24 protein-coding genes are annotated in these 23,716 nt (G+C 43.9%); 8 read left to right on the forward strand and 16 right to left on the reverse strand.

Annotation, left to right across the window (positions count from 1 at the left end):
- Window positions 1–75: 75 nt before the first annotated feature.
- Window positions 76–1,761: an alpha,alpha-phosphotrehalase gene (gene treC / locus OCT63_RS02070; RefSeq protein ID WP_269983090.1), complete on the forward strand. Its 1,686-nt coding sequence runs from the start codon at window positions 76–78 to the stop codon at window positions 1,759–1,761.
- 143 nt (window positions 1,762–1,904) lie between these two features.
- On the opposite strand, the gene OCT63_RS02075 is transcribed toward treC, so the two are convergent.
- From OCT63_RS02075 to OCT63_RS02085, 3 genes are all read right to left on the reverse strand, one after another.
- The gene (locus OCT63_RS02075) at window positions 1,905–2,813 is read right to left on the reverse strand and encodes a hypothetical protein (RefSeq protein ID WP_161687236.1); all 909 of its coding nucleotides are present in this window, start codon (window positions 2,811–2,813) and stop codon (window positions 1,905–1,907) included.
- 145 nt (window positions 2,814–2,958) lie between these two features.
- A complete protein-coding gene (locus OCT63_RS02080) occupies window positions 2,959–4,467 on the reverse strand; it encodes a winged helix-turn-helix domain-containing protein (protein ID WP_161687238.1) in 1,509 nt (502 codons plus the stop codon).
- A gap of 89 nt (window positions 4,468–4,556) precedes the next feature.
- Window positions 4,557–5,159: a YitT family protein gene (locus OCT63_RS02085; protein WP_269983091.1), complete on the reverse strand. Its 603-nt coding sequence runs from the start codon at window positions 5,157–5,159 to the stop codon at window positions 4,557–4,559.
- A gap of 347 nt (window positions 5,160–5,506) precedes the next feature.
- Between OCT63_RS02085 and glyA the strand changes: the two genes are divergently transcribed.
- Window positions 5,507–6,757 (forward strand): serine hydroxymethyltransferase, encoded by a 1,251-nt coding sequence (gene glyA, locus OCT63_RS02090; protein ID WP_017056284.1) that lies wholly within the window; start codon window positions 5,507–5,509, stop codon window positions 6,755–6,757.
- Window positions 6,758–6,991: 234 nt separating this feature from the next.
- On the opposite strand, the gene OCT63_RS02095 is transcribed toward glyA, so the two are convergent.
- From OCT63_RS02095 to tsaA, 6 genes are all read right to left on the reverse strand, one after another.
- Window positions 6,992–7,318 (reverse strand): hypothetical protein, encoded by a 327-nt coding sequence (locus OCT63_RS02095; RefSeq protein WP_137008674.1) that lies wholly within the window; start codon window positions 7,316–7,318, stop codon window positions 6,992–6,994.
- A 232-nt stretch (window positions 7,319–7,550) separates the two neighbouring features.
- Complete coding sequence (locus OCT63_RS02100) at window positions 7,551–7,742, reverse strand: DUF4250 domain-containing protein (RefSeq protein WP_017056285.1); 192 nt, start codon at window positions 7,740–7,742, stop codon at window positions 7,551–7,553.
- A 1-nt stretch (window position 7,743) separates the two neighbouring features.
- Complete coding sequence (locus tag OCT63_RS02105; protein ID WP_060468344.1) at window positions 7,744–7,947, reverse strand: YaeP family protein; 204 nt, start codon at window positions 7,945–7,947, stop codon at window positions 7,744–7,746.
- 164 nt (window positions 7,948–8,111) lie between these two features.
- Complete coding sequence (locus OCT63_RS02110; RefSeq protein ID WP_269983092.1) at window positions 8,112–8,807, reverse strand: tellurite resistance TerB family protein; 696 nt, start codon at window positions 8,805–8,807, stop codon at window positions 8,112–8,114.
- Window positions 8,808–8,997: 190 nt separating this feature from the next.
- On the reverse strand, window positions 8,998–10,713 hold the full coding sequence (locus OCT63_RS02115) for a proline--tRNA ligase (RefSeq protein WP_269983093.1): 1,716 nt from the start codon (window positions 10,711–10,713) through the stop codon (window positions 8,998–9,000).
- A gap of 101 nt (window positions 10,714–10,814) precedes the next feature.
- Window positions 10,815–11,510 (reverse strand): tRNA (N6-threonylcarbamoyladenosine(37)-N6)-methyltransferase TrmO, encoded by a 696-nt coding sequence (gene tsaA, locus OCT63_RS02120; RefSeq protein WP_161687246.1) that lies wholly within the window; start codon window positions 11,508–11,510, stop codon window positions 10,815–10,817.
- Window positions 11,511–11,634: 124 nt separating this feature from the next.
- Here tsaA and OCT63_RS02125 point away from each other — a divergent pair, with 124 nt between their 5' ends.
- The 3 genes from OCT63_RS02125 to OCT63_RS02135 all read left to right on the forward strand — a co-directional run bounded on the left by OCT63_RS02125 (window position 11,635) and on the right by OCT63_RS02135 (window position 13,994).
- Window positions 11,635–11,895, forward strand: a complete 261-nt coding sequence (locus OCT63_RS02125; protein WP_060468340.1) for a type B 50S ribosomal protein L31 — start codon at window positions 11,635–11,637, stop codon at window positions 11,893–11,895.
- Entirely contained in the window at window positions 11,896–12,021 is a 126-nt protein-coding gene (gene ykgO, locus OCT63_RS02130) for a type B 50S ribosomal protein L36 (protein WP_017056291.1), read from the forward strand.
- Window positions 12,022–12,407: 386 nt separating this feature from the next.
- Window positions 12,408–13,994: an AbgT family transporter gene (locus OCT63_RS02135; protein ID WP_060468339.1), complete on the forward strand. Its 1,587-nt coding sequence runs from the start codon at window positions 12,408–12,410 to the stop codon at window positions 13,992–13,994.
- Window positions 13,995–14,105: 111 nt separating this feature from the next.
- On the opposite strand, the gene OCT63_RS02140 is transcribed toward OCT63_RS02135, so the two are convergent.
- The 4 genes from OCT63_RS02140 to OCT63_RS02155 all read right to left on the reverse strand — a co-directional run bounded on the left by OCT63_RS02140 (window position 14,106) and on the right by OCT63_RS02155 (window position 17,026).
- Entirely contained in the window at window positions 14,106–14,549 is a 444-nt protein-coding gene (locus tag OCT63_RS02140; protein ID WP_017056293.1) for a YaiI/YqxD family protein, read from the reverse strand.
- Between the two features lie 84 nt (window positions 14,550–14,633).
- Window positions 14,634–14,921, reverse strand: coding sequence for a hypothetical protein (locus OCT63_RS02145; RefSeq protein ID WP_060468337.1), 288 nt, complete (start codon window positions 14,919–14,921; stop codon window positions 14,634–14,636).
- Between the two features lie 695 nt (window positions 14,922–15,616).
- A complete protein-coding gene (locus OCT63_RS02150; protein ID WP_269983094.1) occupies window positions 15,617–15,925 on the reverse strand; it encodes a DUF3301 domain-containing protein in 309 nt (102 codons plus the stop codon).
- Between the two features lie 60 nt (window positions 15,926–15,985).
- Entirely contained in the window at window positions 15,986–17,026 is a 1,041-nt protein-coding gene (locus OCT63_RS02155; RefSeq protein ID WP_269983095.1) for a DUF3549 family protein, read from the reverse strand.
- Window positions 17,027–17,113: 87 nt separating this feature from the next.
- Here OCT63_RS02155 and OCT63_RS02160 point away from each other — a divergent pair, with 87 nt between their 5' ends.
- Both OCT63_RS02160 and truC read left to right on the forward strand, forming a co-directional pair.
- A complete protein-coding gene (locus tag OCT63_RS02160) occupies window positions 17,114–17,428 on the forward strand; it encodes a YqcC family protein (protein WP_161752384.1) in 315 nt (104 codons plus the stop codon).
- Window positions 17,428–18,165, forward strand: coding sequence for a tRNA pseudouridine(65) synthase TruC (gene truC, locus OCT63_RS02165; protein ID WP_161678985.1), 738 nt, complete (start codon window positions 17,428–17,430; stop codon window positions 18,163–18,165). The genes OCT63_RS02160 and truC overlap by 1 nt, the downstream gene beginning before the upstream one ends.
- Window positions 18,166–18,282: 117 nt before the next feature.
- Here the strand turns inward: truC and OCT63_RS02170 are convergent, their stop codons facing one another.
- The 3 genes from OCT63_RS02170 to map all read right to left on the reverse strand — a co-directional run bounded on the left by OCT63_RS02170 (window position 18,283) and on the right by map (window position 22,506).
- A complete protein-coding gene (locus OCT63_RS02170) occupies window positions 18,283–18,666 on the reverse strand; it encodes a DUF3461 family protein (protein ID WP_017056299.1) in 384 nt (127 codons plus the stop codon).
- Between the two features lie 200 nt (window positions 18,667–18,866).
- Complete coding sequence (gene glnD, locus OCT63_RS02175) at window positions 18,867–21,488, reverse strand: bifunctional uridylyltransferase/uridylyl-removing protein GlnD (protein ID WP_060468332.1); 2,622 nt, start codon at window positions 21,486–21,488, stop codon at window positions 18,867–18,869.
- A gap of 139 nt (window positions 21,489–21,627) precedes the next feature.
- The gene (gene map / locus OCT63_RS02180; RefSeq protein ID WP_060468331.1) at window positions 21,628–22,506 is read right to left on the reverse strand and encodes a type I methionyl aminopeptidase; all 879 of its coding nucleotides are present in this window, start codon (window positions 22,504–22,506) and stop codon (window positions 21,628–21,630) included.
- A 456-nt stretch (window positions 22,507–22,962) separates the two neighbouring features.
- Between map and rpsB the strand changes: the two genes are divergently transcribed.
- Window positions 22,963–23,694: a 30S ribosomal protein S2 gene (rpsB, locus tag OCT63_RS02185; RefSeq protein ID WP_032547899.1), complete on the forward strand. Its 732-nt coding sequence runs from the start codon at window positions 22,963–22,965 to the stop codon at window positions 23,692–23,694.
- Window positions 23,695–23,716 lie beyond the last annotated feature (22 nt).

The raw sequence follows: 23,716 nt of genomic DNA on the forward strand, positions 1-23,716 counted from the left end.
TAGTTATAACGGCTATTCGACCATGATTCACATGGTGATTTTTTATTTATATTTTCTGGTAAGTGAGTGTTAGAGATGGCGATGACTGAACATGATGAAAGTTGGTGGAAAACCGCAACCATCTATCAAATCTACCCAAAGAGCTTTTGTGATAGTGGCAGTAAAGGTACTGGCGATATCAAAGGGATCATTTCAAAACTGGATTATCTTAAACACTTGAGTGTGGATGCCATTTGGTTAACCCCAGTTTACGCATCTCCAATGATCGATAACGGCTACGATATTTCAGATTACTACGCGATTAACCCGCAATTCGGCACCATGGAAGATTTCGACCAATTGCTGGCTGAAGCGCACCAACGTGGTATTCGTATCGTGATGGATATCGTGGTAAACCACACCTCAATAGAGCACGCATGGTTTCAGTCGGCATTGGGTGACAAAAACAGCCCATATCGCGACTACTACATATGGAAAGATCCTGTAGATGGTCAAGCACCAACCAACTGGCAGTCTAAGTTCGGTGGTAATGCGTGGGAAATGGATGAAGCGACGGGTCAGTATTTCCTACACCTATTCGCGAAAGAGCAGGCCGACCTTAACTGGGAGAATCCGGTTGTACGCGAAGAAGTGAAAGACGTCATCAGTTTCTGGGCTGAGAAGGGCGTTGATGGTTTCCGCTTGGACGTGATCAACCTGATTTCGAAGCAGCAAGATTTCCCTAACGATGATATCGGTGATGGTCGTCGTTTTTACACTGATGGCCCACGAGTGCATGAATATCTGAAAGAAATCAGCGAAGCGGTATTCCAGAAATACGGCAGTGTGACAGTAGGCGAGATGTCTTCAACGACACTCGAGCATTGCCAACAGTACTCAAATATTGATAACAGCGAGCTATCGATGGTGTTTAACTTTCATCACCTCAAGGTGGATTACACCAATGGTGAGAAGTGGACCAATGCGCCGTTCGATTTCTTGCAGCTCAAGTCGATCTTCAATCACTGGCAAACGGGCTTGAATGGTAAGGGGTGGGGCGCATTGTTTTGGTGTAACCATGATCAACCAAGAGTGGTGAGCCGCTTAGGTGATGATCAGCAGTATCGTGTTGAGTCGGCCAAAATGCTGGCTGCGTCTGTCCATATGATGCAAGGCACGCCTTATATCTATCAAGGTGAAGAGATTGGCATGACCAACCCGGGTTACACCGAGATCAGCCAGTATCGTGATGTAGAGAGCACCAACATGTACGACATCATGGTGAACCGTGATGGTGTGGCGCATCAAGATATGATGGCGATTCTGGCGCAGAAATCTCGTGATAACTCTCGCACGCCGATGCAGTGGAATAGTGAAGCCAATGCAGGTTTCTCACAAGCTCAGCCGTGGCTAGATGTTGCGAATAACTACACTGAGATCAACGCTGAGCAAGCGCTAGAAGATAAAGACTCTGTTTTTTACTTCTACAAGAGCTTGATTGAGTTACGTAAAGAAGTGCCAGTGATTACTCATGGTAGCTACAAAGATTTATTGCCTGAGCACTCATCGGTATTTGCGTATTCTCGTGAGATGGATAGTCAGACTTTGTTGTGTATTAATAACTACTATGGTGAAGAGGCGGAATGCGTTTTACCGGAACGTTTTGATATGAGTAAGGCGAAGAGTTTGTTGTCTAACTATCAAGAAGCGAACACTTCAGCAGTATTACATCATCAAGTCTTACGCCCTTACGAGACTCGTATTCTCTTGATTGAAGGTTAACCTTGTTTCATTTTAAGAAGCCTGATTCTTACTCCCCTTAAAGGATTGGGCTTTTACAAAGGCTTTGGAGTGCTCCCCAAAGCCTTTTTTATTGTTTGTGGCTAGTCAGCAGTTACGCTCAGGTTCGTGAATCGAAGTCAGGGCTAGTTAATCGAAGTCAGTACCGCTGCTGATTCTTCGGTCGTAGATTGCTCTACAGACATCAATTCAATCTGTTCAATTAAGCCGATACTAGGGTTGAACCAGCGCTCTGATGATGTGCCAAATTCTGCCGAATCCATGCCTTCACAATTGATGTAGTAGGTGTTTTTCTCTGTTAGATTCGCAGCTTCGATTGATTTATCAGAGATCTTGAAACTCTTACGTACGCCTGTTTCTTTAATCTGTTGTTGCCATGTAACTCGGCATGAGGCATTCGTTGGAAGGCTTGATACCCACGAGTTGTCTTCAAAGTCATTGAGCATGTTAGCGACAGCTTCGCCATCTAACGTCATTTGTAATGAAACGGTTTCCTTACTGATATCAATGATTGGGTTACTCTCTTTTACGTCAGCACCTTTTAAACGGAAAAGAGGGCTGCTGTGCATAACGGTTGTGATGTATTGGCTACCAATAAAGTAGGCATTAGTGATTTCGTGTAGACCGCGGTCAGGGCCTGCAAAATAAATGCTGCCGTCTTCTTCTGTACCTTCAACATTCGTCATGATGTCTTCAGAAACATAAAATTCGGTGATGCCGTAGTTGATTAGGTCATTGATAACTTGAACTTCTGCTTCATTGCCGGTCTCTTCTTCTAACCCTGCAATGATGAGTTCACCGCTTAAGGGGGTGAAGTTCATTGTCATCACGCCTTCAGTCTGACCATCTTTGGTAAATGAGTAGCCCAATGTTGTTTCTGGTTTAGGGGCAAATGCAGAACTCGCAATTGGGTAATCCACTTGATTGCTTGGACCTTTATTACCATCTGTTGAACCAGTAGAAGAGCCACCTCCGCCGCCACAGCCATAAAGAGCAAAGAGAGAAGTCGCAAGCAGCGTCATGGATTTTTTCATGTTGAGTATTCCTAATATAGTTGGCCGAGAGCGGCCTGATGTTTTTAGGAATGCTATTGTTGGGAGAGTTAATAGGGCAAAAAATGAAGATACATAAGATCTTAATTTATATTTAAGTTTATGTTTTTAAATATTTTATATTTCTTCATTCGGAAAATTGATGACCGACATTCGTGCAGTAGTTAAGCATCAGGTTTTCCCACTGCTTAATGATAAGTGGCTCTTTGATGCTCAATTTTAGGTTTTTCCAAGGCTGGAGACAGGTCGATTTCGACTCAGGTTTGGATAAGCGAGCAAACAACTCTTCTGAAGGAACCACTCGCAATAACGCGACTAAGGATTCCATGTAGTTGAGGCGAAACTTATCCATGTCCCCTTGCTTATAAGCAATATGGGAAATCATCATATAGACCAGTGCGTTCTCAATGGTCGAATTGCCCGCCGTGTTGGTTAGAAATTCCTTCGCGGTTTGTAGGTCTCTTAACTTGAAGTGAATAATCCCAAGCCAGAGTTTTAGCTCGTCGGGAATCAACTTAAAACGCGTTTGCACTAGGCTAGTGAAACTAATAAGGCGTTGGTGGTCAGTCTCAAACAGTGCCAGTTGTCGAGCAAGCAAGGTTGAAGTCATCACGTTGAGTGGCACGCTATCAAGTTTCAGCGTTTGCCCGTTTAGCAAGCGGCTCAGCTCTTTATCACTGACAGACCACTCAGGTGATAGTGGAGCAGGTAAAGCGAAGTAGTTCGCTAGCTCTCTATTTATTTCCATCAAGTCTTCACTGAGGTTATCTATCTCTAGTGAGTAGACACCGCGAAAAGCAAGTTTACCTGAACTTGGGTAAATAAGGCTGACTTTAGCCGCAAGGCGTGTATCGACTTCCTGATCCTTCAATTGAATATTGAGCAGGTAATCACTGGTGCGCATGTTTTTGGCGCCCGGAAAAAAAGGCGTGCTGTCTATTGGGTCTACAAAGTAACTTGGTGCGTCTTGATTTGCTAAATCGGTATAAGCGTATTCAATTTGTTGTTGAAGCAGCAGCGCTTTAACGGCTTTGCGATGCGTTCTCGCATTGTCTCCAATGGCATCGATACGGTTCAGTAATAGCTCTACCTTAGGAATCAGTCTTTGTGTACGTTCAAGCTCAGAGGCTTGGTTTGAAGAGTGCCAAAGCATATAACCTAAAGCCGCGGTGCTTATCAGCAGCACAACAGAGAGTGACAGTAACAAAAGATTAAACGGTGATGTCTTGTTACTTGGTTGAGGCTGTTCGGTTACCTCAAGGGGGTCGGGCTGTGCATTAGCCAAGCTCACAGATCTAGGGTTAAGGAAGTACCCTTTGCGTGGGTAGGTGACCAAGATCTTAGTCGCATCACTTTCTGGTAAGTACTTCTGTAGCACGGAGCGCAGTGTACTGATCCTGTTAGTAAGCACATTCTTCGAGATGAAGTTACTTTGCCAAACCAACTCGATGATCTGCTCAGCTGCGAGCGGCTCACCCACGCTCGTCAGAAACAGTTCGAGTAATTCAATAGAACGAGGTTCTAGATCGATGACCTGCTCGTTGCAACTTAAGACACGTGTCGCGGGATTGAATTCTAAACCTTCGATAGAGATCGAGGTTTGAGTGTCTTTGGCACTAGAGAGGTAATCTTGCATAAGAAAAGAGAGGGTCGCTTATAAAAGCTAAATACTAGCTGTTTTCGTTATGAAAAACAGCTAGTAATTCATTGATTGGATAACTGGAATTAAGACGCGTAGTTGACCGAATAACGAGTAGGTTTGTGGTTCATCGCTAATACGATGTTCAATACCGCTGTACCCAACACTGAAACCGCAATCACCCAAGGCGATACGAAGAAGAATGATGCAAACAGAATACACGCATCAATGGCCACTTGGGTTTTGCCTACTGAGATACCGTAGCGATCTTGAATGAACAAGCACAAGACATTGAAGCCACCCAAGCTTGAGCGATGACGGAATAAGATCAGCATACCTAAGCCCATTAACAGGCCGCCTGCAACAGCGCAGTAAATCTCATTATGAACGTCTAACGAAATCACCAAGTATAAATGATCGGCAAACACAGACACTAAAGCGCCAGAAATGGCACTGCTTATCGCAAAGTGACGGCCAAATCGTTTCCATGCCAATAAGTAGAATGGGCAGTTGGCAATAAAGTACAAAATACCAAAGGTTACTGGTGTAAATTGACTCAAAAGCAGTGCCAAGCCTGTCGTGCCACCAGTAAGCAGGTTTGCTGACTGTAAAAAGAAGACGCCTAATGCGACTAAAAACGTACCAGTGAGGATCGCTACCCAATCTTCTTTACGTGAGTGTTTTTCCATCGTTTTTATAATTACCTAACCAATAAAGGCGTGCATAGTAGAGAAAAACCTTAGCTTTCGGTAGCTAGAGGGGGAAAATTAAGGTAAACCTATGTAATCTTCGTTTTACAGGGTGTAAAGCGTAAAATTGACAGTAAGTACCATCTTTGGTTGGATAAGCTTTATAACCATGATGAGCCTTAATTGTGATTATGAAAAAACCGCATGATAAAATTGCAATTAGATCTTTATGACCTAAATCAAATTATGTAGAATGCGTCACATCAAAACGGTGACGGAAACGTTTGCTTTCGGTCGTTGTGTGGTTTTTTTGAAACTTTCAGTACAATCTGAGTCAGGAGATACAGATGCTTAAGCGTGACATGAACATTGCTGATTACGATGCGGATCTATTCGCAGCTATCCAAGAAGAAACTCTTCGTCAGGAAGAGCACATCGAACTTATCGCTTCAGAAAACTACACAAGCCCACGTGTAATGGAAGCTCAAGGTTCTCAACTTACAAACAAATACGCTGAAGGTTACCCTGGTAAGCGTTACTACGGTGGTTGTGAGTACGTAGATAAAGTTGAAACTTTAGCAATTGAACGTGCATGTGAACTATTTGGTGCGCAATACGCGAACGTACAGCCTCACTCAGGTTCTCAAGCAAACAACGCTGTGTACATGGCACTACTAAATGCTGGCGATACCGTTCTTGGTATGAGCCTAGCGCACGGTGGCCACCTGACTCACGGTTCTCCAGTAAACTTCTCTGGTAAGCTTTACAACATTATCCCTTACGGTATCGATGAAGCGGGCCAAATCGATTACGAAGAGATGGAAGCGCTAGCTATCGAGCACAAACCTAAGATGATCATCGGTGGTTTCTCAGCTTACTCTCAAGTTTGTGATTGGAAGCGCATGCGTGAAATCGCTGACAAAGTAGGTGCTTACTTCTTCGTCGATATGGCTCACGTTGCGGGTCTAATCGCGGCAGGTGTCTACCCGAACCCAGTTCCACACGCGCACGTTGTTACAACAACCACGCACAAAACGCTAGCAGGCCCACGTGGCGGTCTAATCCTTTCTAACGAAGGCGAAGATCTTTACAAGAAGCTGAACTCAGCAGTATTCCCAGGCGGCCAAGGTGGCCCTCTAATGCACGTTATCGCGGGTAAAGCAGTCGCGTTCAAAGAAGCTCTAGAGCCAGAGTTCAAAGAATACCAAGCACGCGTTGTTGCTAACGCAAAAGCAATGGTTGCTGAATTCTTAGCACGTGGTTACAACATCGTTTCAGGTTCTACAGAGAACCACCTGTTCCTAGTCGATCTAATCGACAAAGACATCACAGGTAAAGAAGCCGATGCAGCACTAGGTGCAGCAAACATCACTGTAAACAAGAACTCAGTACCAAACGATCCACGTAGCCCGTTCGTTACTTCAGGTATCCGTATTGGTTCTCCTTCTATCACTCGTCGCGGTTTCTCAGAAGCAGACGCGAAAGAGCTAGCAGGCTGGATGTGTGACATCCTAGATAACATGGGTGATGAGTCTGTTATCGAAGCAACGAAAGCAAAAGTACTAAATATCTGTAAGCGTCTACCGGTTTACGCTTAATTTTTTCTGGCTCAAATAGCTTAATTTCTGTGTCAAAGGTGCTCATTTACATTCGTAAACTCCGCGCCTTTTCCTTGAACTAAAGCTATTTGATTGAAAAATACGATTTGAAGGGCTCCTTGTTGGGAGCCTTTGTTGTATTTGGTGATTTGAGTAGCTGAAAATATAGAAAAGCGGGTACTAAAAAGGGCTAATGCTTGCACATTAAGCCTTTGTTCTCTCTTTGAGTTGGTTCTACTTTTTGATGCTAAGTAGCGTACCTGATTTACATCTAAATGAGTAGTAGCTGCGACTCTCGTTGAATTTGCCTAAGCCTTCGCCATCGCAGTAGTCTATGTTGATATCACGCATTACTTCTAGTGTATCTTCACTGTTCAAAGCGAATTTAGAACCATCAGAACAGACAATGCGAATTCGCTCATCATGGCTTACAGAGTAGATATCGACTTCGGTATTACATAGCTCAAAAGAGGCTTCACGAAAGTTATCTTGTTGAGAGTTTGAAGTGCAACCTACGGTGAGTGTCGCTGCGATAACCGCTAAAAGTCCGAGTCTTTTCATTGTTAATCCTTCGCTATCATCAGATTGGATGATGAGTTTTATATGCTATTTGAGGTAGCCTATACAACAATACGCTTCGGTTCAAGGAGCGTTCGTTGACTCTAAGATATAAAAGTATAGGTGCAAACAGATAATTTATAATAGGTTTACTGGTTTTTGCCTATTACGTACCTCAAACAAAAAAAGACCAACACAGAGGTTGGTCTTTTAATAGGAAGCTCGTTTTAAATCATTATCGAAACTGTTTGGCTTCTGGAAGATACTCAAAACCAGCAGATGCGAGCTTAGCGATCAATGCAGCTTTGTCAATTTCGTAGAAGTTAACTACTCGATCCAAATTACCGCCGAAGTCATCGCGAAGCTTCATATTGACGATGCTCATCAACATTACTGGATCCATCTTTTCAAAGTTAGCGAGATTCATACTAGTCCTCGAAATCTGAAATCAGTAGGTTCGCGGCGGCAAATGCTGCACGTTCACGAGCTTCTTTAGCAAGGGATTCATCGGCAGCAAGGTCGTTCAATGTTTTTACTGCGCAGGTGATCGCTTTAGGGATATAGCCTTGGTCGCCACTGCCAATTTGAGAATACAGTTCACGCACTAAATCACAACAATCGTATACTTTCATTTTTATACCTAACCAAATGATAACTGATATCAATATACACATAGAGATAAGCAAAAACAAAGTGGATCTGCTCAAGAGCAGAGTTAGTTTGTCTTTGCTCAATATATCACTTAGTTAGCCTGCGGCTTAGGCTTCTCTTTACTGATTCGTTTGGTATTTACCGATTAGCCAGAGACTTGTTGTTCAAGTTGATAGGTGACTTCATCAGCAAGGTTTAGTTGTTTCGCGAGCTCTTTCAGGTACGCCTTTTCCATGAAATTCTGTTCGTCGGCCACAATCAAAGAGGCTAAGTAGATCTCGCTCGCTTGCTGAGGTGAAGTGGCTAGTTGCGCAATCTCACTTGGGTCGAGTGGCTTGTGCAGTTCTTCAGAGACCAACTTAGTCAGTTGATAATCAGCGCCCATGTTTTCTACTGCTTGTTCTATCTTAGCCATCTCTTCTTCATCAACATGACCATCAGCTTTAGACGCGGCTATCATCGAGCGTAGAATCAGAACACTGTGATTAGCGTCATTTTCATCAAACTGAGCCTGATCGACATCTGGTGCTTGACCTTGTTTAGACTGGTAGTCGTTGTAGACTTTATAAGCGAGAGCCCCAAGAGCTGCTGCGCCACCAATGCCGGCTGCTCTCTTACCCATTTTCTTGGTCTTTTTAGAGCCAATTAACGTCCCTAACAGTCCACCACCAACAGCACCTGCACCGAAAGCGCCAAGTGTGTTCTTGTTGATACCCTTGTCATTGCTGCTACTGCCTTGAGAGAGGCTGCTTAAACCCGAAGACCCTTGGGAAAGCTTCTGAGTACCTTGTTTAACGAGATCTGACTTAAGTGCTTGGTTAAGTAAGCTTTTGATATCCATCGATACCTCCAATGGTGAGCATGTCCAAAAAGTTGATAACACCAATATACGGATTTGAATATGAACAGGGGATTAACTTACGTTATTAACTCTACTAATAAATAGAAGGGAGTTTGCAGGGAAACGACAGGTACAAAAAAGGCCACCGAATGGCAGCCTTTCAATGTTTATCTAGTCAGTAATCGGATGACTAAGCTAGTTGAGCTTTAAGGTGCTCGATCACCGTGTCCATTGCGATAGCTTCTTTATCACCAGTACGACGGTTTTTGTATTCGAAGTTGCCTTCGTCCATGCTGCGATCGCCGATAACGATAGTGTGAGGAATACCCACTAGTTCGATATCTTTAAACATTACACCAGGGCGCTCTTTACGGTCATCAAATAGTACTTCGATACCCATAGCGGTTAATTCAGCGTATAGCTTCTCAGCTGCTTCTTTAACGCGCTCAGATTTGTGCATGTTCATTGGTACGATAGCAACTTGGAACGGTGCTAGTGCGTCTGGCCAAGTGATACCGAATTTATCGTGGTTTTGCTCGATAGCAGATGCAACAACACGTGAAACACCGATACCGTAACAACCCATTTCTAGGATTACGCTCTTACCATCAGGACCAAGCACGTTACAGTTCATTGCTTTAGAGTAAGTATTACCTAGCTGGAAGATGTGACCAACTTCGATACCGCGTTTAAGTTGGATAGTACCTTGACCACATGGGCTTAGGTCACCTTCAACAACGTTACGTAAGTCTTCAATTTGAGCAAGCTCAACGTCACGACCCCAGTTAATACCGAAGTAGTGCTTACCGTCTACGTTTGCACCTGCGCCGAAGTCACTCATTACAGCAACAGAGCGGTCAACGATGAATGGTAGCTCTAGGCCAACAGGGCCAAGTGAACCAGGACCAGCACCAACAAGTGCACGGATTTCTTCTTCAGAAGCCATCTCTAGTGGAGATGCAACCTGTGGAAGGTTTTCTGCTTTCACTTCGTTAAGCTCGTGGTCACCACGGATGATTAGAGCAATGATATCTGCTTCTACTTCATCAGATGCTTTAACGAATAGAGTCTTAACTGTCTTCTCGATTGCTAGACCGTGTTGTTCTACAAGCTCAGCAATTGTTTTTGCGTTTGGCGTGTCAACCAGTTCCATCTCTTGAGTCGGCGCTGCCGCTTCAGTCGTTGGAGCAAGTGCTTCGGCTTTCTCGATGTTTGCTGCGTAATCAGATTCAGAAGAGAATGCGATTAGGTCTTCGCCGCTTTCAGCAAGAACGTGGAACTCTTGAGAGCCGCTGCCGCCGATTGCGCCAGAGTCTGCCAATACTGGACGGTACTCAAGGCCCATGCGGTCGAATGCTTTACAGTAAGCATCGTGCATCGCTTGGTAAGACTTTTCTAAGCCTTCTTTGTCGATATCAAAACTGTACGCATCCATCATAGAGAATTCACGTGCACGCATTACGCCAAAACGAGGGCGACGTTCATCACGGAATTTAGTCTGGATTTGGAACAGGTTTAGAGGAAGCTGTTTGTAAGAGCTAATCTCGTTACGTACTAGGCTCGTCACCACTTCTTCAGCTGTTGGGCTAAGAACGAACGGACGAGAGTGACGGTCTGTGAAACGAAGTAACTCAGGGCCCATCTTTTCAGAACGGCCAGTCTCTTCCCAAAGCTCAAACGGTTGAACTACGGGCATCAAGATTTCAACGGCACCTGCATTATCGATCTCTTGGCGAACGATATTTTCGACTTTACGCAGTACACGTAGACCAGTAGGTAGCCAAGTATATAAACCTGAAGCTAGCTTACGGATCATACCTGCACGTAGCATCAGCTGGTGGCTGATAACTTCTGCGTCGTTTGGAGTCTCTTTCAGAGTAGAAAGAAGGTAGTTACTGGTACGCATTCTGTGGTATCCGTTTCATCATTGATAAAAGAAAATTTGCTGAGCTTAGTGGCGTCAGCAAATCTGATATAGCCGTATATAATATCAGCCTATTTGAGTTCTCAAAAGCGCTCAATGTCAGTAACATTGATGAAAAGCGTTTCAACAACGAATTTTACGTTAAGATCGAACAAATTTACCGCATATTCTTTACTGTCTGGTTTGCCTTTTTTATAGGCAGGGCGAGGATCTTGGCCAAGCACTTCTTTGACTACCTGAATGATGTGGTGCCCCTTTGGGTGTTGTACCAGCTTCGCTTGGGCTTGCTGTGAAAAGTTAACTTCTAGCACTTCTGGTTCATCAGCGGCAAACCCTGCTAATGCATCAGGAATCGAATCAGAGTAGGGGATATAAGGTTTGATATCGATAATTGGCGTGCCGTCAACCAGATCGACACTGCCCAAATCCACCCAAGTTTGCCCCTTTTCTTGAGACACACCTTTGAGCTCAACCGCGGACATGCCAATTCCATTGGGCCTAAATGTCGCGCGAGATGCGAATACACCAATACGTTCATTACCACCAAGTCGAGGTGGTCTTACGGTGGGTTTCCATCCTGCTTCGAGGTTTTTGTCGAACATGAACAACAACCAAACATGGCTAAATTGCTCAATATTACGGACGGACTCAAGGCAGTTTGCTGAGTCAACGAGTCTTATTCTTGAGCTGGATGTTGGTACTAATCTAGGTTGCCTTGGTACCGCGAACTTCTCTTTATAAGGAGACTCTATAAAGCCAATAGGTTCAATGGAGTACATGGACGGACACTCTCTAATTACGATCTATGGCGGAAAAATACCATAAAATCGCTTGTCTTTCTTTTGATAATAATTATCATCTAGTATGTTATAATGTATCAATTAATTATTTTAGGGAAATACAATGAAACCGAATATCCACCCGGACTACCGCACAGTGGTATTCCATGACACCAGCGTTGATGAGTACTTCTTAATAGGTTCTACGCTGAAAACAGATCGAACTATCGAATGGGAAGATGGCAATACTTATCCTTACTTCACTATTGAAGTGTCGTCAAAGTCGCACCCTTTCTATACCGGTAAACAGAGAGTGCTACATAAAGAGGGACGTGTTGCGAACTTCACTCGTCGTTTTGGTCAATTAGGTAAAGGGAATAAGTAGATGAAAGTGGTTAAATCTCTTAAGAGTGCAAAAAGTCGTCACCCAGATTGTCAGGTTGTGAAGCGCAGAGGTCGCCTCTATGTCATCTGTAAGTCCAATCCGAGATTTAAAGCGGTTCAAAAATAGTCAGTCAATACGACGTGACACAGCTTTAAAAACGAGGGGAAAGTCAAACTTCATTCATTTGTCAGTTTTTCTTTTCCTTCGAGAGGAAGGTTATTAAATATAAAGTGTTTTTTATAGTACGGCGAACTTTGTTTTTAAATTAATCAATGGCTTATATCGTCAATTATATTTGTAGTGAATGTGTCCTTTTGAATTATAAATCTAGTTTTATCTCTCTATGTGGATTTATTTGCTAGTTAATCGTCCAAATAGAGTTAAAAATCATCAATTGTTACACATTTTGTAACATTTTGAATTTCTAATTGATAATTTTGTCGCGTACCCTTCGCTGGCAATTTGAACATTTTTGTCACAATTGCACAGGAATCACTACAAGGAGGGAACTGATGAGTTCATCAGATTCAATAAAAAACAACTCGCCAAAGAAACCTATTTTTACCCGCTTTCTCGATGGCGTTGAATATTTGGGGAACCTTTTACCCCACCCAATTACTCTTTTTGCAATCTTCTGTGTCGCAATTTTAGTTACTTCAGGTATCGCTGGATATTTTGAGGTGTCTGTTATGGATCCTCGTCCAGACGGTGCGCCAGGTCGTGCTGCTGACGGCATGATTCACGTTGTAAGCTTACTTAACGCTGAAGGCTTACAACTCATCGTCACTAATCTCGTTAAAAACTTTGTCGGCTTTGCGCCACTAGGTACTGTGCTGGTTGCAATGCTAGGTGTTGCGATTGCTGAACACTCAGGTCTACTATCTGCGGCGATGCGTGGCATGGTAATGGGCGCATCTAAGCGTATGGTTACAGTAACCGTAGTATTTGCCGGTATTATCTCTAACACGGCCTCTGAGCTTGGTTATGTTGTGCTTATCCCTCTTGCGGCAATGCTTTTCCACTCTTTGGGTCGTCACCCATTAGCGGGTCTAGCGGCAGCATTTGCTGGTGTATCTGGTGGTTACTCTGCAAACCTTCTAATCGGTACGGTTGATCCACTGCTTTCTGGTATTACCCAAACAGCAGCGCAAATGATCGACCCGACTTACAGCGTTGGTCCTGAATCAAACTGGTATTTCATGTTTGTTTCTACTTTCTTCATTGCAATTACCGGTGCATTTGTAACTGAGAAGATTGTTGAACCAAAACTGGGTAAATACAACGACGAAGAAGCGTCTGAAGATTTATCAAACGATTCAATGGGCAAGCTAACGGAAATTGAGAAGAAAGGCCTTAAGCTGGCGGGCATCGCTGTGCTAGCCGTTTCTGCTCTTCTTGCGTGGACGATTGTTCCTGCTGATGGTGTTCTGCGTTCAGCGGCTGGTACGGTTTCAGGTTCTCCATTCCTGAAAAGTATCGTAGCGTTTATCTTTGTCTTCTTCGCGGTTCCTGGTTTTGTTTACGGTAAAGTTACCGGCTCAATGAAAACTGACCGTGACGTTATCAATGCAATGTCGAAGTCTATGTCCTCTATGGGCATGTACATCGTACTTGTATTCTTCGCTGCTCAGTTTGTTGCTTTTTTCAAGTGGACTAACTTCGGTCAAGTATTCGCAGTTGCAGGCGCGACTTTCCTACAAGATATCGGCCTAACGGGTCCAATGTTGTTCTTCGCATTCATCCTAATGTGTGGTTTCATCAACCTTATGATCGGTTCGGCTTCTGCTCAGTGGGCAGTTACAGCACCTATCTTCGTTCCAATGCTAATGCTAGTAGGCTACGCACCTGAAACGATTCAAGCGGCTTACCGTATAGGTGACTCAACAACGAACATCATTACACCAATGATGAGCTACTTCGGTCTTATCCTTGCTGTAGCAACGCGTTACATGAAGAACCTAGGTATTGGTACCCTGATTGCTACAATGCTTCCATACTCAATCGTATTCTTGGTTGGTTGGAGCTTAATGTTCTATATCTGGGTATTCGTATTTGGCCTACCTGTTGGCCCAGGTGCGGCGACGTACTACACGCCTTAGTTGTAGAGCAGGGGAAACCTTCTCTTAATTGATATAAAAAAACCTGCATTGTTTGCAGGTTTTTTTGTTTTTTATAGAGAGATAGAACTAGGTTAAGCTCGGATGAGCCTGCTAGCGTTTGGCTAGAATTCTATCTAAGTGGTTCGCGAACTCACGACGGTCGGTTTGAGAAAGGGTGCTTGGTCCGCCCGTTTGGATGCCACTTGAACGCATGGTATCCATAAAATCACGAATGTTGAGACGCGCTTTAATGGTCTCTTTGGTGTAAAGCTCGCCACGAGAGCTGAGTGCTTGACCACCCTTGGTGATCACTTCGTCAGCCAGGGGGATATCGGATGTAATCACAAGATCGCCGGGTTCAGTGCGTTTTACGATTTCATCATCTGCAATATCAAACCCGCTTGGTACTTGAATTGAGTGAATGTTATTGCGCTTAGGAACGGGAACCAAATGGTTTGCCACAAAGGTGCATTCAACACCTGTGCGCTCTGCTGCACGTACGATTGTTTCACGGATAACTTTAGGACAAGCGTCCGCATCAACCCATATCTTCATAGTGTTCTATTTCTCTGTTAGCTTGTTGTCTGTCACTTATTGCTCTGTTGCCTAATTGACCAGTTAGCTTATTGCTCAGTTAACTTATTGTTCCGTTAACTTAGCTTCAAGCGTGGCAATGCGAGCGGTAAGTTCAAGGATTTGCTTTTCCAGTTGGCTAACACGGTCTAGTGCTGGCTCTTCTTGTGTCGCGACTTCAACTTTAGGTACGCGATTCGCACTTTTCCAGCTCTTGATGGTTGTGATTAAAGCAGGCATTGGAACCGATGTACTCATGCGAGCTTTCACTAACGCAACGGTTGGCTCTTTACCTTGTGCTTGCAGTCCTTCAAGCACCGATTTCAACTCTTCAGAAACATCTTTTGTCAGCATGTTGACCTCCATTTTTAGTCTTTGTGCATTTTACTCGCTCCAGCAAATGATAGCGAATCATAAAACAGCCCATAACGTGTGAGAGATCTCTTACAAGCGCTGTGAGATAACACGAATATATTTCTAGAGAGATTGATATGCATATGAGTAAGATGTTGAATTTTAGTTGTTTTATATAATTAACAACTCAGTTAGATGTGAAATGTGATGAGAATCTATTGTCCGAAATCGTAAATCGCGTAAATTAAACCTTGTCGGAAGGATTCTGACACGGAACAGGAAAGCACCAAGGATTTGGTTATCTTCAGGATGAAGATTTGGTCATTTAGGATTGAGTGATCAAGCATGGAGCGTAGGACATTGTAGGGAGACAGTCAGTTGACAGGAAGTTAGCTGCAACGGAATGACAATGGACACCTTTGGGATTAAAGGGTTGGATTCGCATCAGGACGATGTAAAGGACACCGCTCAGGGAACAAGTTATGTGCGCTAACTAGGATTGTTAGCTTTCAGGATGATTGGACACCGCTAGGATGGCGAAGTAAAGGAAAGAGCTGAAGGATTACAGCCACTATTATGGATGATGCATGGAGCATTAATTAGTAGCCGGACTGCTGCGAGTAAGACCCTAGCCCTGACACTTCGGTGTCGGGGCTTTTCTTTTTCTGAGTATCGCTATACAGCGTATTGTGACGTTACATTCGATGGGGCTGTAGCTCAAACCGCATCGAGCGGAAGCCAACCATGGTCAGCTTGCCTTGGTACAGGTCATCACCTAACGCTGAAAATTCAAATTGGTACACAGTGTGCCAGCGCCAAGTCGTGGTCAATTCATGGCGCATCTTAAGCTTATGACCACTGAAAGCGACACTTAGCAACTGTAAGTCTAGTTCTTTACACTTTCTCGCAATGGCAGTTTTCGCAAGCTCTGATTGCCTGCGCTGTTGCCAAAATAAAAAGCAAAAGAAGCACAGCATTAAAATAGCCAATAAGTTATCTATCATTTAATCCATACTTCCTTTTATCTCTTTATTCCAATCGTGATTTGATCTTGTTTTTACGAGTTATTGAGCCTTTGCCGCTTGCTGTAGTTCAACTAAGGCATTAGCAAGCTCAGGCGATGGGTTTGAGTTCAGTAAAGGTAAAAATACCATTCTCAACGTCGGAATCATCACTAAATCTGCAAATAATTGGTTGAATAGGTTTTGGTTGCCCGTTTGTGCGAGACGTAACAAGAATTGCTCAGCAATCGCAGGATCTTGTAGCGCATGCCAGCTGCGACCCGCTAAACCAATTAATACTTCTTGGTGGCTCAAGCGTGGGCTAGCCAGAACTTGGTTAATGATGTTATTCGTGATCCCTTGTTCTGCACCTGAAAGGGCACGAACCAACGCAGACAGCAAGAATAGGTCCGGCTCTTTACTTGTGATCTGACTCTCTGCCATTTCTTGCAAACGTTGCGCGAGCTTGTCATTGATTTGCGTATGTTCAAGTGCCCCCAGTGTGGCGTATAGAGGTTCTGATGGCAGTTTATTTAGCGCTTTGCGAATCGCGACACCGTTTTGCTGGCTACCTAAGCGAGCACACATATCTGTGATGCCTTGCAGGCCAACCGTTTTCCAGTTATCCCAGCCTAGCTCACCAGTGAAGTAATGCTGAGCGTGTTCGTAATATTGGCTCGTCGCGAGGTCTAAACCAGCTCTTACTTGGCTATGGAACACGGCCATTTTGTCTTCAGAAGGCTTAAAGGTATAAGGGTTGTTTGACAGCTTTTGTTGTTGCTCCTCGCTGATCTCGCCGTTCAAACGTGTGCCCATTGCTTCGATAACAAACTTCAGGAAATTACCCACATCACCTTGATGCAACAGGCCTCTTTCATCCAGTTTGAATTTTAGAAACCAAATCCATGGCTGTTTGTGTTCGTTCCAGTAGCTAATGGCTAAGTGAGCTTGTTTTTGAAGTGGGAACGGGTACGGCTGTTTCCCTTGCTCAACATCAGAAAATAAGGTGTTGTCGATCTTCTGAATGCGACGACCTAGGTCGTAGATATCGTATTGGCAACCGCTATTCTTAAGCAACTGAGTGAGCGTGTGAATTGTTTCCATAGCAATAAAGCTCCTAACTTTCTTTCCTCAATAGATGGTACTCTATGCCCCAATTTCAAGGTCACTAGATAAATAACTTGGTGAAAAATGACAGCAGCCACAAAGTTACCTATTTTACTTCAACAATTAGAACAACAAATGCGCCAATGTTCGCTGTGGAGTGATGTTCCACCTTCGGACGAAGCTCTAGCCAGTGTTGAGCCTTTCGCGATTGATTCTCTGCAACCGGAAGAGTGGTTGCAGTGGATCTTTATCGTTAAGATTAACGCAATGATGAATGCACAAATGAGTCTACCAAAGGGCTTCGCGATTCATCCTTACTTTGGTGAAGTGTGGAAAAATGAGGCAAGTAAGGCCGAATTGCTAGTGACGATTCAGAGCATTGATGAGGTATGCGCGTAATGTTAGAGATCATTTATCAAGATGAGTATTTTGTCGCGGTGAATAAACCTGCGGGCATGCTAGTGCATCGTTCATGGTTGGATAAACACGAGACTCAATTTGTGATGCAAACACTGCGTGATCAAATTGGTCAGCACGTATTCCCTCTGCATCGCTTAGACCGCCCAACGTCTGGCGTATTGGTGTTTGCGCTGTCGAGCGAGGTTGCCTCTGAGGTGATGCCAATGTTCGCTAACCATGAGATGCAGAAAACCTATCATGCAATTGTTAGAGGCTGGATAGAGGCGGGTGATACTCTAGACTACGCACTCAAGGTTGAACTGGATAAGATTGCGGATAAGTTCGCAAAAGAAGACAAAGAAGCGCAAGAGGCGGTGACGGTCTATGAACCGTTAGCAAAAGTAGAAGTGCCATATTCAACAGGCCGCTTTCCTACCAGTCGTTATTGCTTAGTTGAGATGTTGCCAAAGACAGGTCGCAAACATCAGTTGCGTCGTCACATGGCTCATTTAAGACACCCAATCGTGGGCGATACTTCCCATGGTGATGGTAAGCACAACCGACTGTTTCGTGATGATCTCGATTCGCATCGTTTGTTACTGCATGCGTCTGAGTTGCGATTCATTCATCCTTTTACCCAAGAAGAGTTAGTGATGAAGGCTAACCTTGATGAAACGTGGCTAAGGTTGTTTGAAACCTTTGATTGGGATATAAAGTTATTAGATGCTCAAGCTTGAGTGTCCAAATAAAAGATGAATAAAAATAAAGGGTTGATAGGAATATCAACCCTTTTGAACTTCTGTGCTATTGAACGGTGAAGCTTGAGTATCATAGGCTAACAGCCATTGCGGGGATCATTTTAGCTTTTCTAGATCGGCTTCGATCTCTGAGATCTTACTCGAGACTACTTTCTCTAAGTGGCGTAAGTCAGTCAAAATTTTCTGCTTCACATCCATCTCAGTGGTTGGTGTTGGTTTGGTGATCTTGTTCAGTTCATCAATCACAAGCGTGAGATTACGGTTTATCTCTGTCACTTCTTTGTATTGATTGTTACCACCGCTAACAAGCACACTTTTTACTTGCCTTGGGTATTTAAACTTAACGCTTTTTGCAAACAGTTCGCCTTTCTGTTTACGGAAGTAAATCTTGAGAATGTCTTTGTGTGCTTCTTGGCGAAGGGAGTAACGTTCAATCTGCTTAGGTTCGTGGATACCTAAGCCAGTGAGGTTTGGATACATAAGTGACCTCTAGTTTATGAGTGTAGTACTTTTATGTAATTGACTTAATTAATGTAGCAGCCTAACGATAAGCTAGATAGTTGATATCTGGGAATTGATTGTAAGTTGTGGGCAAGATCGCTCTCTATCTTTACCCACGCTCAATAGATTATTGAATCTGATTTCTCGGATTGCTTATTTTTGGGAGCTACATTGAGTTTCTAAGGTGCGAGTTCAGAAACATGTTCCGTTAATCTTTCTCTTAGCGCTTGCTCTTGTTCTTCTGAAAGCCTGCCTCCCGCTTCACTGGTTAGAATAAACAAATCTTCTGCTCGTTCACCTATAGTGGTGATTTTCGCTCCGTGCAAATTGATATCTAGTTCCGCAAAGGTCGCACCTACTTGAGCCAATAATCCTGGAGTGTCTAATGCTTTCAGTTCCATCAAGGAATGTTTTTTACTTTTGGTTGGTAGGAACTCAACTCGAGTTTTTACCTTAAAATGCTGCAAGTTACGTGGTGTACGACGTGTTTTTATCTTAGTAGGACGCCCATCTGATAGAACATGGGTTAAGTGTTTGGCGACCGCTTTATGCCTTGCTTCATCAATGGCCTCACCATGCTGATCTAACACAACGAAGGTATCCAAAACGTGACCATCTTTGCTGAGCATGACTTGCGCGTCGTGAACATTAAAGTTGCGTCTATCGAGTTCTGCAACCACAGTTGCAAAAAGTGCTGCTTGGTCTTTACAGTAAACGAACACCTCAGTACCACCACGAGTCGCTTTTTCGCTGATCAGCACCAAGGGTTGGCTTGGGTCTTCGAGGCGAAGTAGGTGTTCACAGTGCCAAGCGATTTGATTGTGCGTATGACGTAAGAAGTAGTCGGCTTTGAAACGCTGCCAAAGTACTTCAATTTCACGAGCGGTGAAGCCCTCTTTACGCAGTAATGCGGAAGCCATTTGTTGATTGTGACGAATACGGTCTCTGACATCGACCGGGTTTTCTAGACCACGGCGTAGTGCTCTTTGTGTTGAATGAAATAATTCAGCCAATAAAGTGCGTTTCCAACTGTTCCATAGATCTGGATTCGTTGCACAAATGTCTGCGACGGTTAGACAAACCAACAGCTCTAAGGACTCTTCATCGCGCACTTTTTTAGCGAACTCTGTGATCACGTCAGGATCTTGAATATCACGACGTTGAGCGGTGACAGACATCAATAGGTGGTTTTGTACTAACCACGATACTAGCTTGGCTTCTGGTTTAGATAATCCATGCTCAATACAGAAAGAGTAAGCCTCGACGGCACCAATCTCTGAGTGATCTCCGCCACGCCCTTTACCTATATCATGGAAGATAGCCGCAAGAATGAGTAACTCTTTCTTCTGAACGCGTGGATACACTTCGCAGCAAATAGGATGTTTGTCATGGTTCTCAATTTGGCTGAAACGGTTGATGTGCTTGAGAAGACGAATACTGTGTTCATCAACGGTGTAAGCATGGAAAAGGTCAAACTGCATTTGACCAACGATTTGGCTCCACTGCGGTAAGTATGCCGAGAGCACCCCTAAATTATGCATCAGACTAAATGCTTTATGCAGTGCATTAGGGTGGCGAACCAACGACATGAACTTTTCACGTGCTACAGGAATGGTGTGCAAGAAACGGTTGAGTCGACGGCGTGCAGTACGTAGCTGTCGTAATGTCGGTGGGCTAACCCCTTCGATGGAAGAGTCGTTTGCGATATGGATGAACATATCGAGAATCGTTTCCGGTCGAGCCTGGAATAGGGCGGGCTTGCGCGCTTCGATCAATGTCCCTCGACGTTGGAAATCATTATCGAGAATCTCAGCTTCTTGTGTTTCACCGCCATTGATTATTGCCTGATCGAACAGTTTAAGCAGCATCTTGTTGAGCTCTGCTACGCGACGAAGGGTTCGATAGAACTCTTTCATCATCATCTCGACACCACGGTTTCCTTCACCGGTATAACCTAGATGTTCGGCGACTTGGGCTTGATGTGCAAACGTGAGGCGATTGTCGTAACGGCGTAATTCAATATGAAGTGCAAAGCGAATGCGCCACAAGAAATCTTGGCACTCGACTAACTCACGATATTCGGCATCGGTAAGAAAGCCATACTTACTCATCTCTAATAAAGAAGTTGCACCAAAGTGTCGACGTGCAACCCAGCTTAGCGTATGGATATCTCTCAAGCCTCCAGGGGTCGATTTAATATCAGGTTCTAGATTGTAAGTGGTGTCATGATAGCGAGCATGGCGTTCTCTTTGTTCTTGAATCTTGGCTTTATAAAAGTTCTCACTTGGCCAAAAAGAATCGGAATGAATCTTCAATTTCAGTTCTTGAAAAGTGTCTTCACTGCCACACAGTAAACGCGACTCTTGTAGATTGGTTGCAACCGTTAAATCGTCGATACCAATCTCGATACACTCTGAAACTGTTCGTACTGCATGGCCGACTTCGAGTTTCAAATCCCAAAGTAGGGTGATGAATTGACTGACTTTTTCACCAAATGCATTTGGTAGTGTCTTTTGCGAGACGACTAAGATATCAATGTCGGATAAAGGGTGTAGTTCACCACGGCCATAACCACCTACCGCTACGAGTGATATATGTGGGAGTTTATTGAATCCGAAATGTTCCCACAATCGATTAAGGAGCAAGTCCATGTACTCGGATCGTAAGAATACCAAGTCGGTGACTGGGTGATGATTTAGAAATTCATTTTTTTGAAACTGTGTGAAAATTTCGAGCTGATTTTTCAATTCGCAGATTTCAATTTGTTCGTCATTGAACGTAAGAGGGCATTGATAAGGCATAGTCTGCTATCCGTGCAAGCAAATGAGAATAGTAAACAATTTAACAGAAGCTGATGGAAAATCGAAATTGAGCGGATAAAAAAATATCCTCGACAACGCGAGGATATTTTTAAAAGGCTGGTGCGCTCGGTTTGATGAGCTAAGCGTTTTTCATGATACGTGGAATGGTATCATCGCTGCGTAGTGTTAGTACTTCACAGCCAGTATCGGTAACAACGAGAGTGTGTTCCCACTGAGCAGAGTTCTTGCTGTCTGCCGTATAAACTGTCCAGCTATCTTCGTCATCTAGGCGGCAACCAAACTTACCCGCATTGATCATAGGCTCGATAGTGAAACACATCCCCGCTTTTAGCACGGTACGGTCGTTGTTTTTGTAGTGAACCACTTGTGGATCTTCGTGGAACTCAGAACCAATGCCGTGGCCGCAGTAATCTTTTACGATCGAGAACTTAGCGCGTGGGTTATTCTTATTGTTTGTTTTGATGTACTTCTCGATCGCCGTACCGATTTGACCAAGTTGAACTCCAGGCTTAACTTGACGCATGCCTTCGTAAAGGGCTTCTTGAGCAACCATGCATAGGCGTTTGTTTGCCGGTGATACATCACCAACTAAGAACATCTTAGATGTGTCACCATGGTAACCTTGTGGACGAACGCTTAGGTCTGCGTTTTCGTCATCAGGTATGATTACCGTGATATCAACGTTCAGAATGTCGCCATCTTTTAGTACCGCAGGTTTGAATTGACCCGTGCTACCCGTCTCGTCTTGTGATGCTGGAATACCGTGACACACAATGTGGTTGATAGACGTACAGATTGACTTAGGGAAACCGTGGTAATCAAGTGGTGCTGAGTATGCGCCTCTTTCCATTGCGTAGTCGTGACAGATTTGGTTTAGCTCTTCTGTCGTTGTACCTACTTGGATATGAGGTTCGATCATCTCTAGAATTTCAGAAGCCAGCTTACAAGCGACGCGCATTTTTTGAATTTCTTCAGCAGTTTTAATTTTTACAGCCATTGCATATCTCTTAATTGGGTAGCACCTAAGTGTGCATATTTGGGCTATTCTAGCAGTGCAGCATTTTAGCGCAACATTCCCATGCCCATTCAATGCTGGTGGAAACACCCCAAACTAAGTTAATAACGTTCTGTTTGATGATGTTGATGTGAATGGTTTAGGCCGCTATTTATAGGTAAAAACGGATGATAACGTTCATTATAGTCGTTGCCATTCTTAGAATTTTTGCTAGCCACAGATAGACAAAATATGGTATAAAGCGCGCCGGACGTCAGGACTGTTTTCTCCAATTGGCGAAACAAGCTTGTGTCCACTAACTTATTTCTTTAAATCACACACATTCCGACACATGTTCCGGGGTGCCTCAACAACGCAGATAACGGCTGAAAAGTGGTTAGTTGTTAGGGGTCGGATTCATGGGGGATGTGGAGGCCTAACCCCATAGAGGATTTTAAAATGGCAACTGTATCAATGCGCGATATGCTTAAAGCTGGTGTTCACTTCGGTCACCAAACTCGTTACTGGAACCCAAAAATGAAGCCATTCATCTTTGGTGCTCGTAACAAAGTACATATCATCAACCTAGAAAAAACTGTACCAATGTTCAACGACGCTCTAGCTGAAATCGCTAAAGTTGGCGAGAAGAAAGGTAAAGTTCTTTTTGTTGGTACTAAGCGCGCTGCATCTGAAGCTGTTAAAGAAGCTGCTATCAACAGCAACCAGTTCTACGTTAACAACCGCTGGTTAGGCGGTATGCTAACGAACTACAAAACTGTTCGTCAGTCTATTAAGCGTCTGAAAGAACTTGAAGCGCAAGCTCAAGACGGTACTTTCGACAAGCTTACTAAGAAAGAAGCTCTAATGCGTACTCGCGAAATGGAGAAGCTAGAGAAGTCTCTTGGTGGTATCAAGAACATGGGCGGCCTACCAGACGCTCTATTCGTAATCGATGCTGATCACGAACACATCGCAGTTAAAGAAGCAAACAACCTAGGTATCCCAGTTTACGCTATTGTTGATACTAACTCTAACCCAGACGGCGTTGACTTCGTTATCCCAGGTAACGATGATGCAATCCGTGCAGTACAGCTTTACCTAAATGCTGCTGCAGACGCGGTTAAAGAAGGTCGTAACAAAGATGTTGCTGCTGTAGCTGCTGAAAAAGACGGTTTTGTAGAAGCTGAATAATAGCGGCTCTGAGCCATATTTA

The organism is Vibrio sp. RW, assembly GCF_027587105.1.
Lineage (GTDB): Bacteria > Pseudomonadota > Gammaproteobacteria > Enterobacterales > Vibrionaceae > Vibrio > Vibrio toranzoniae.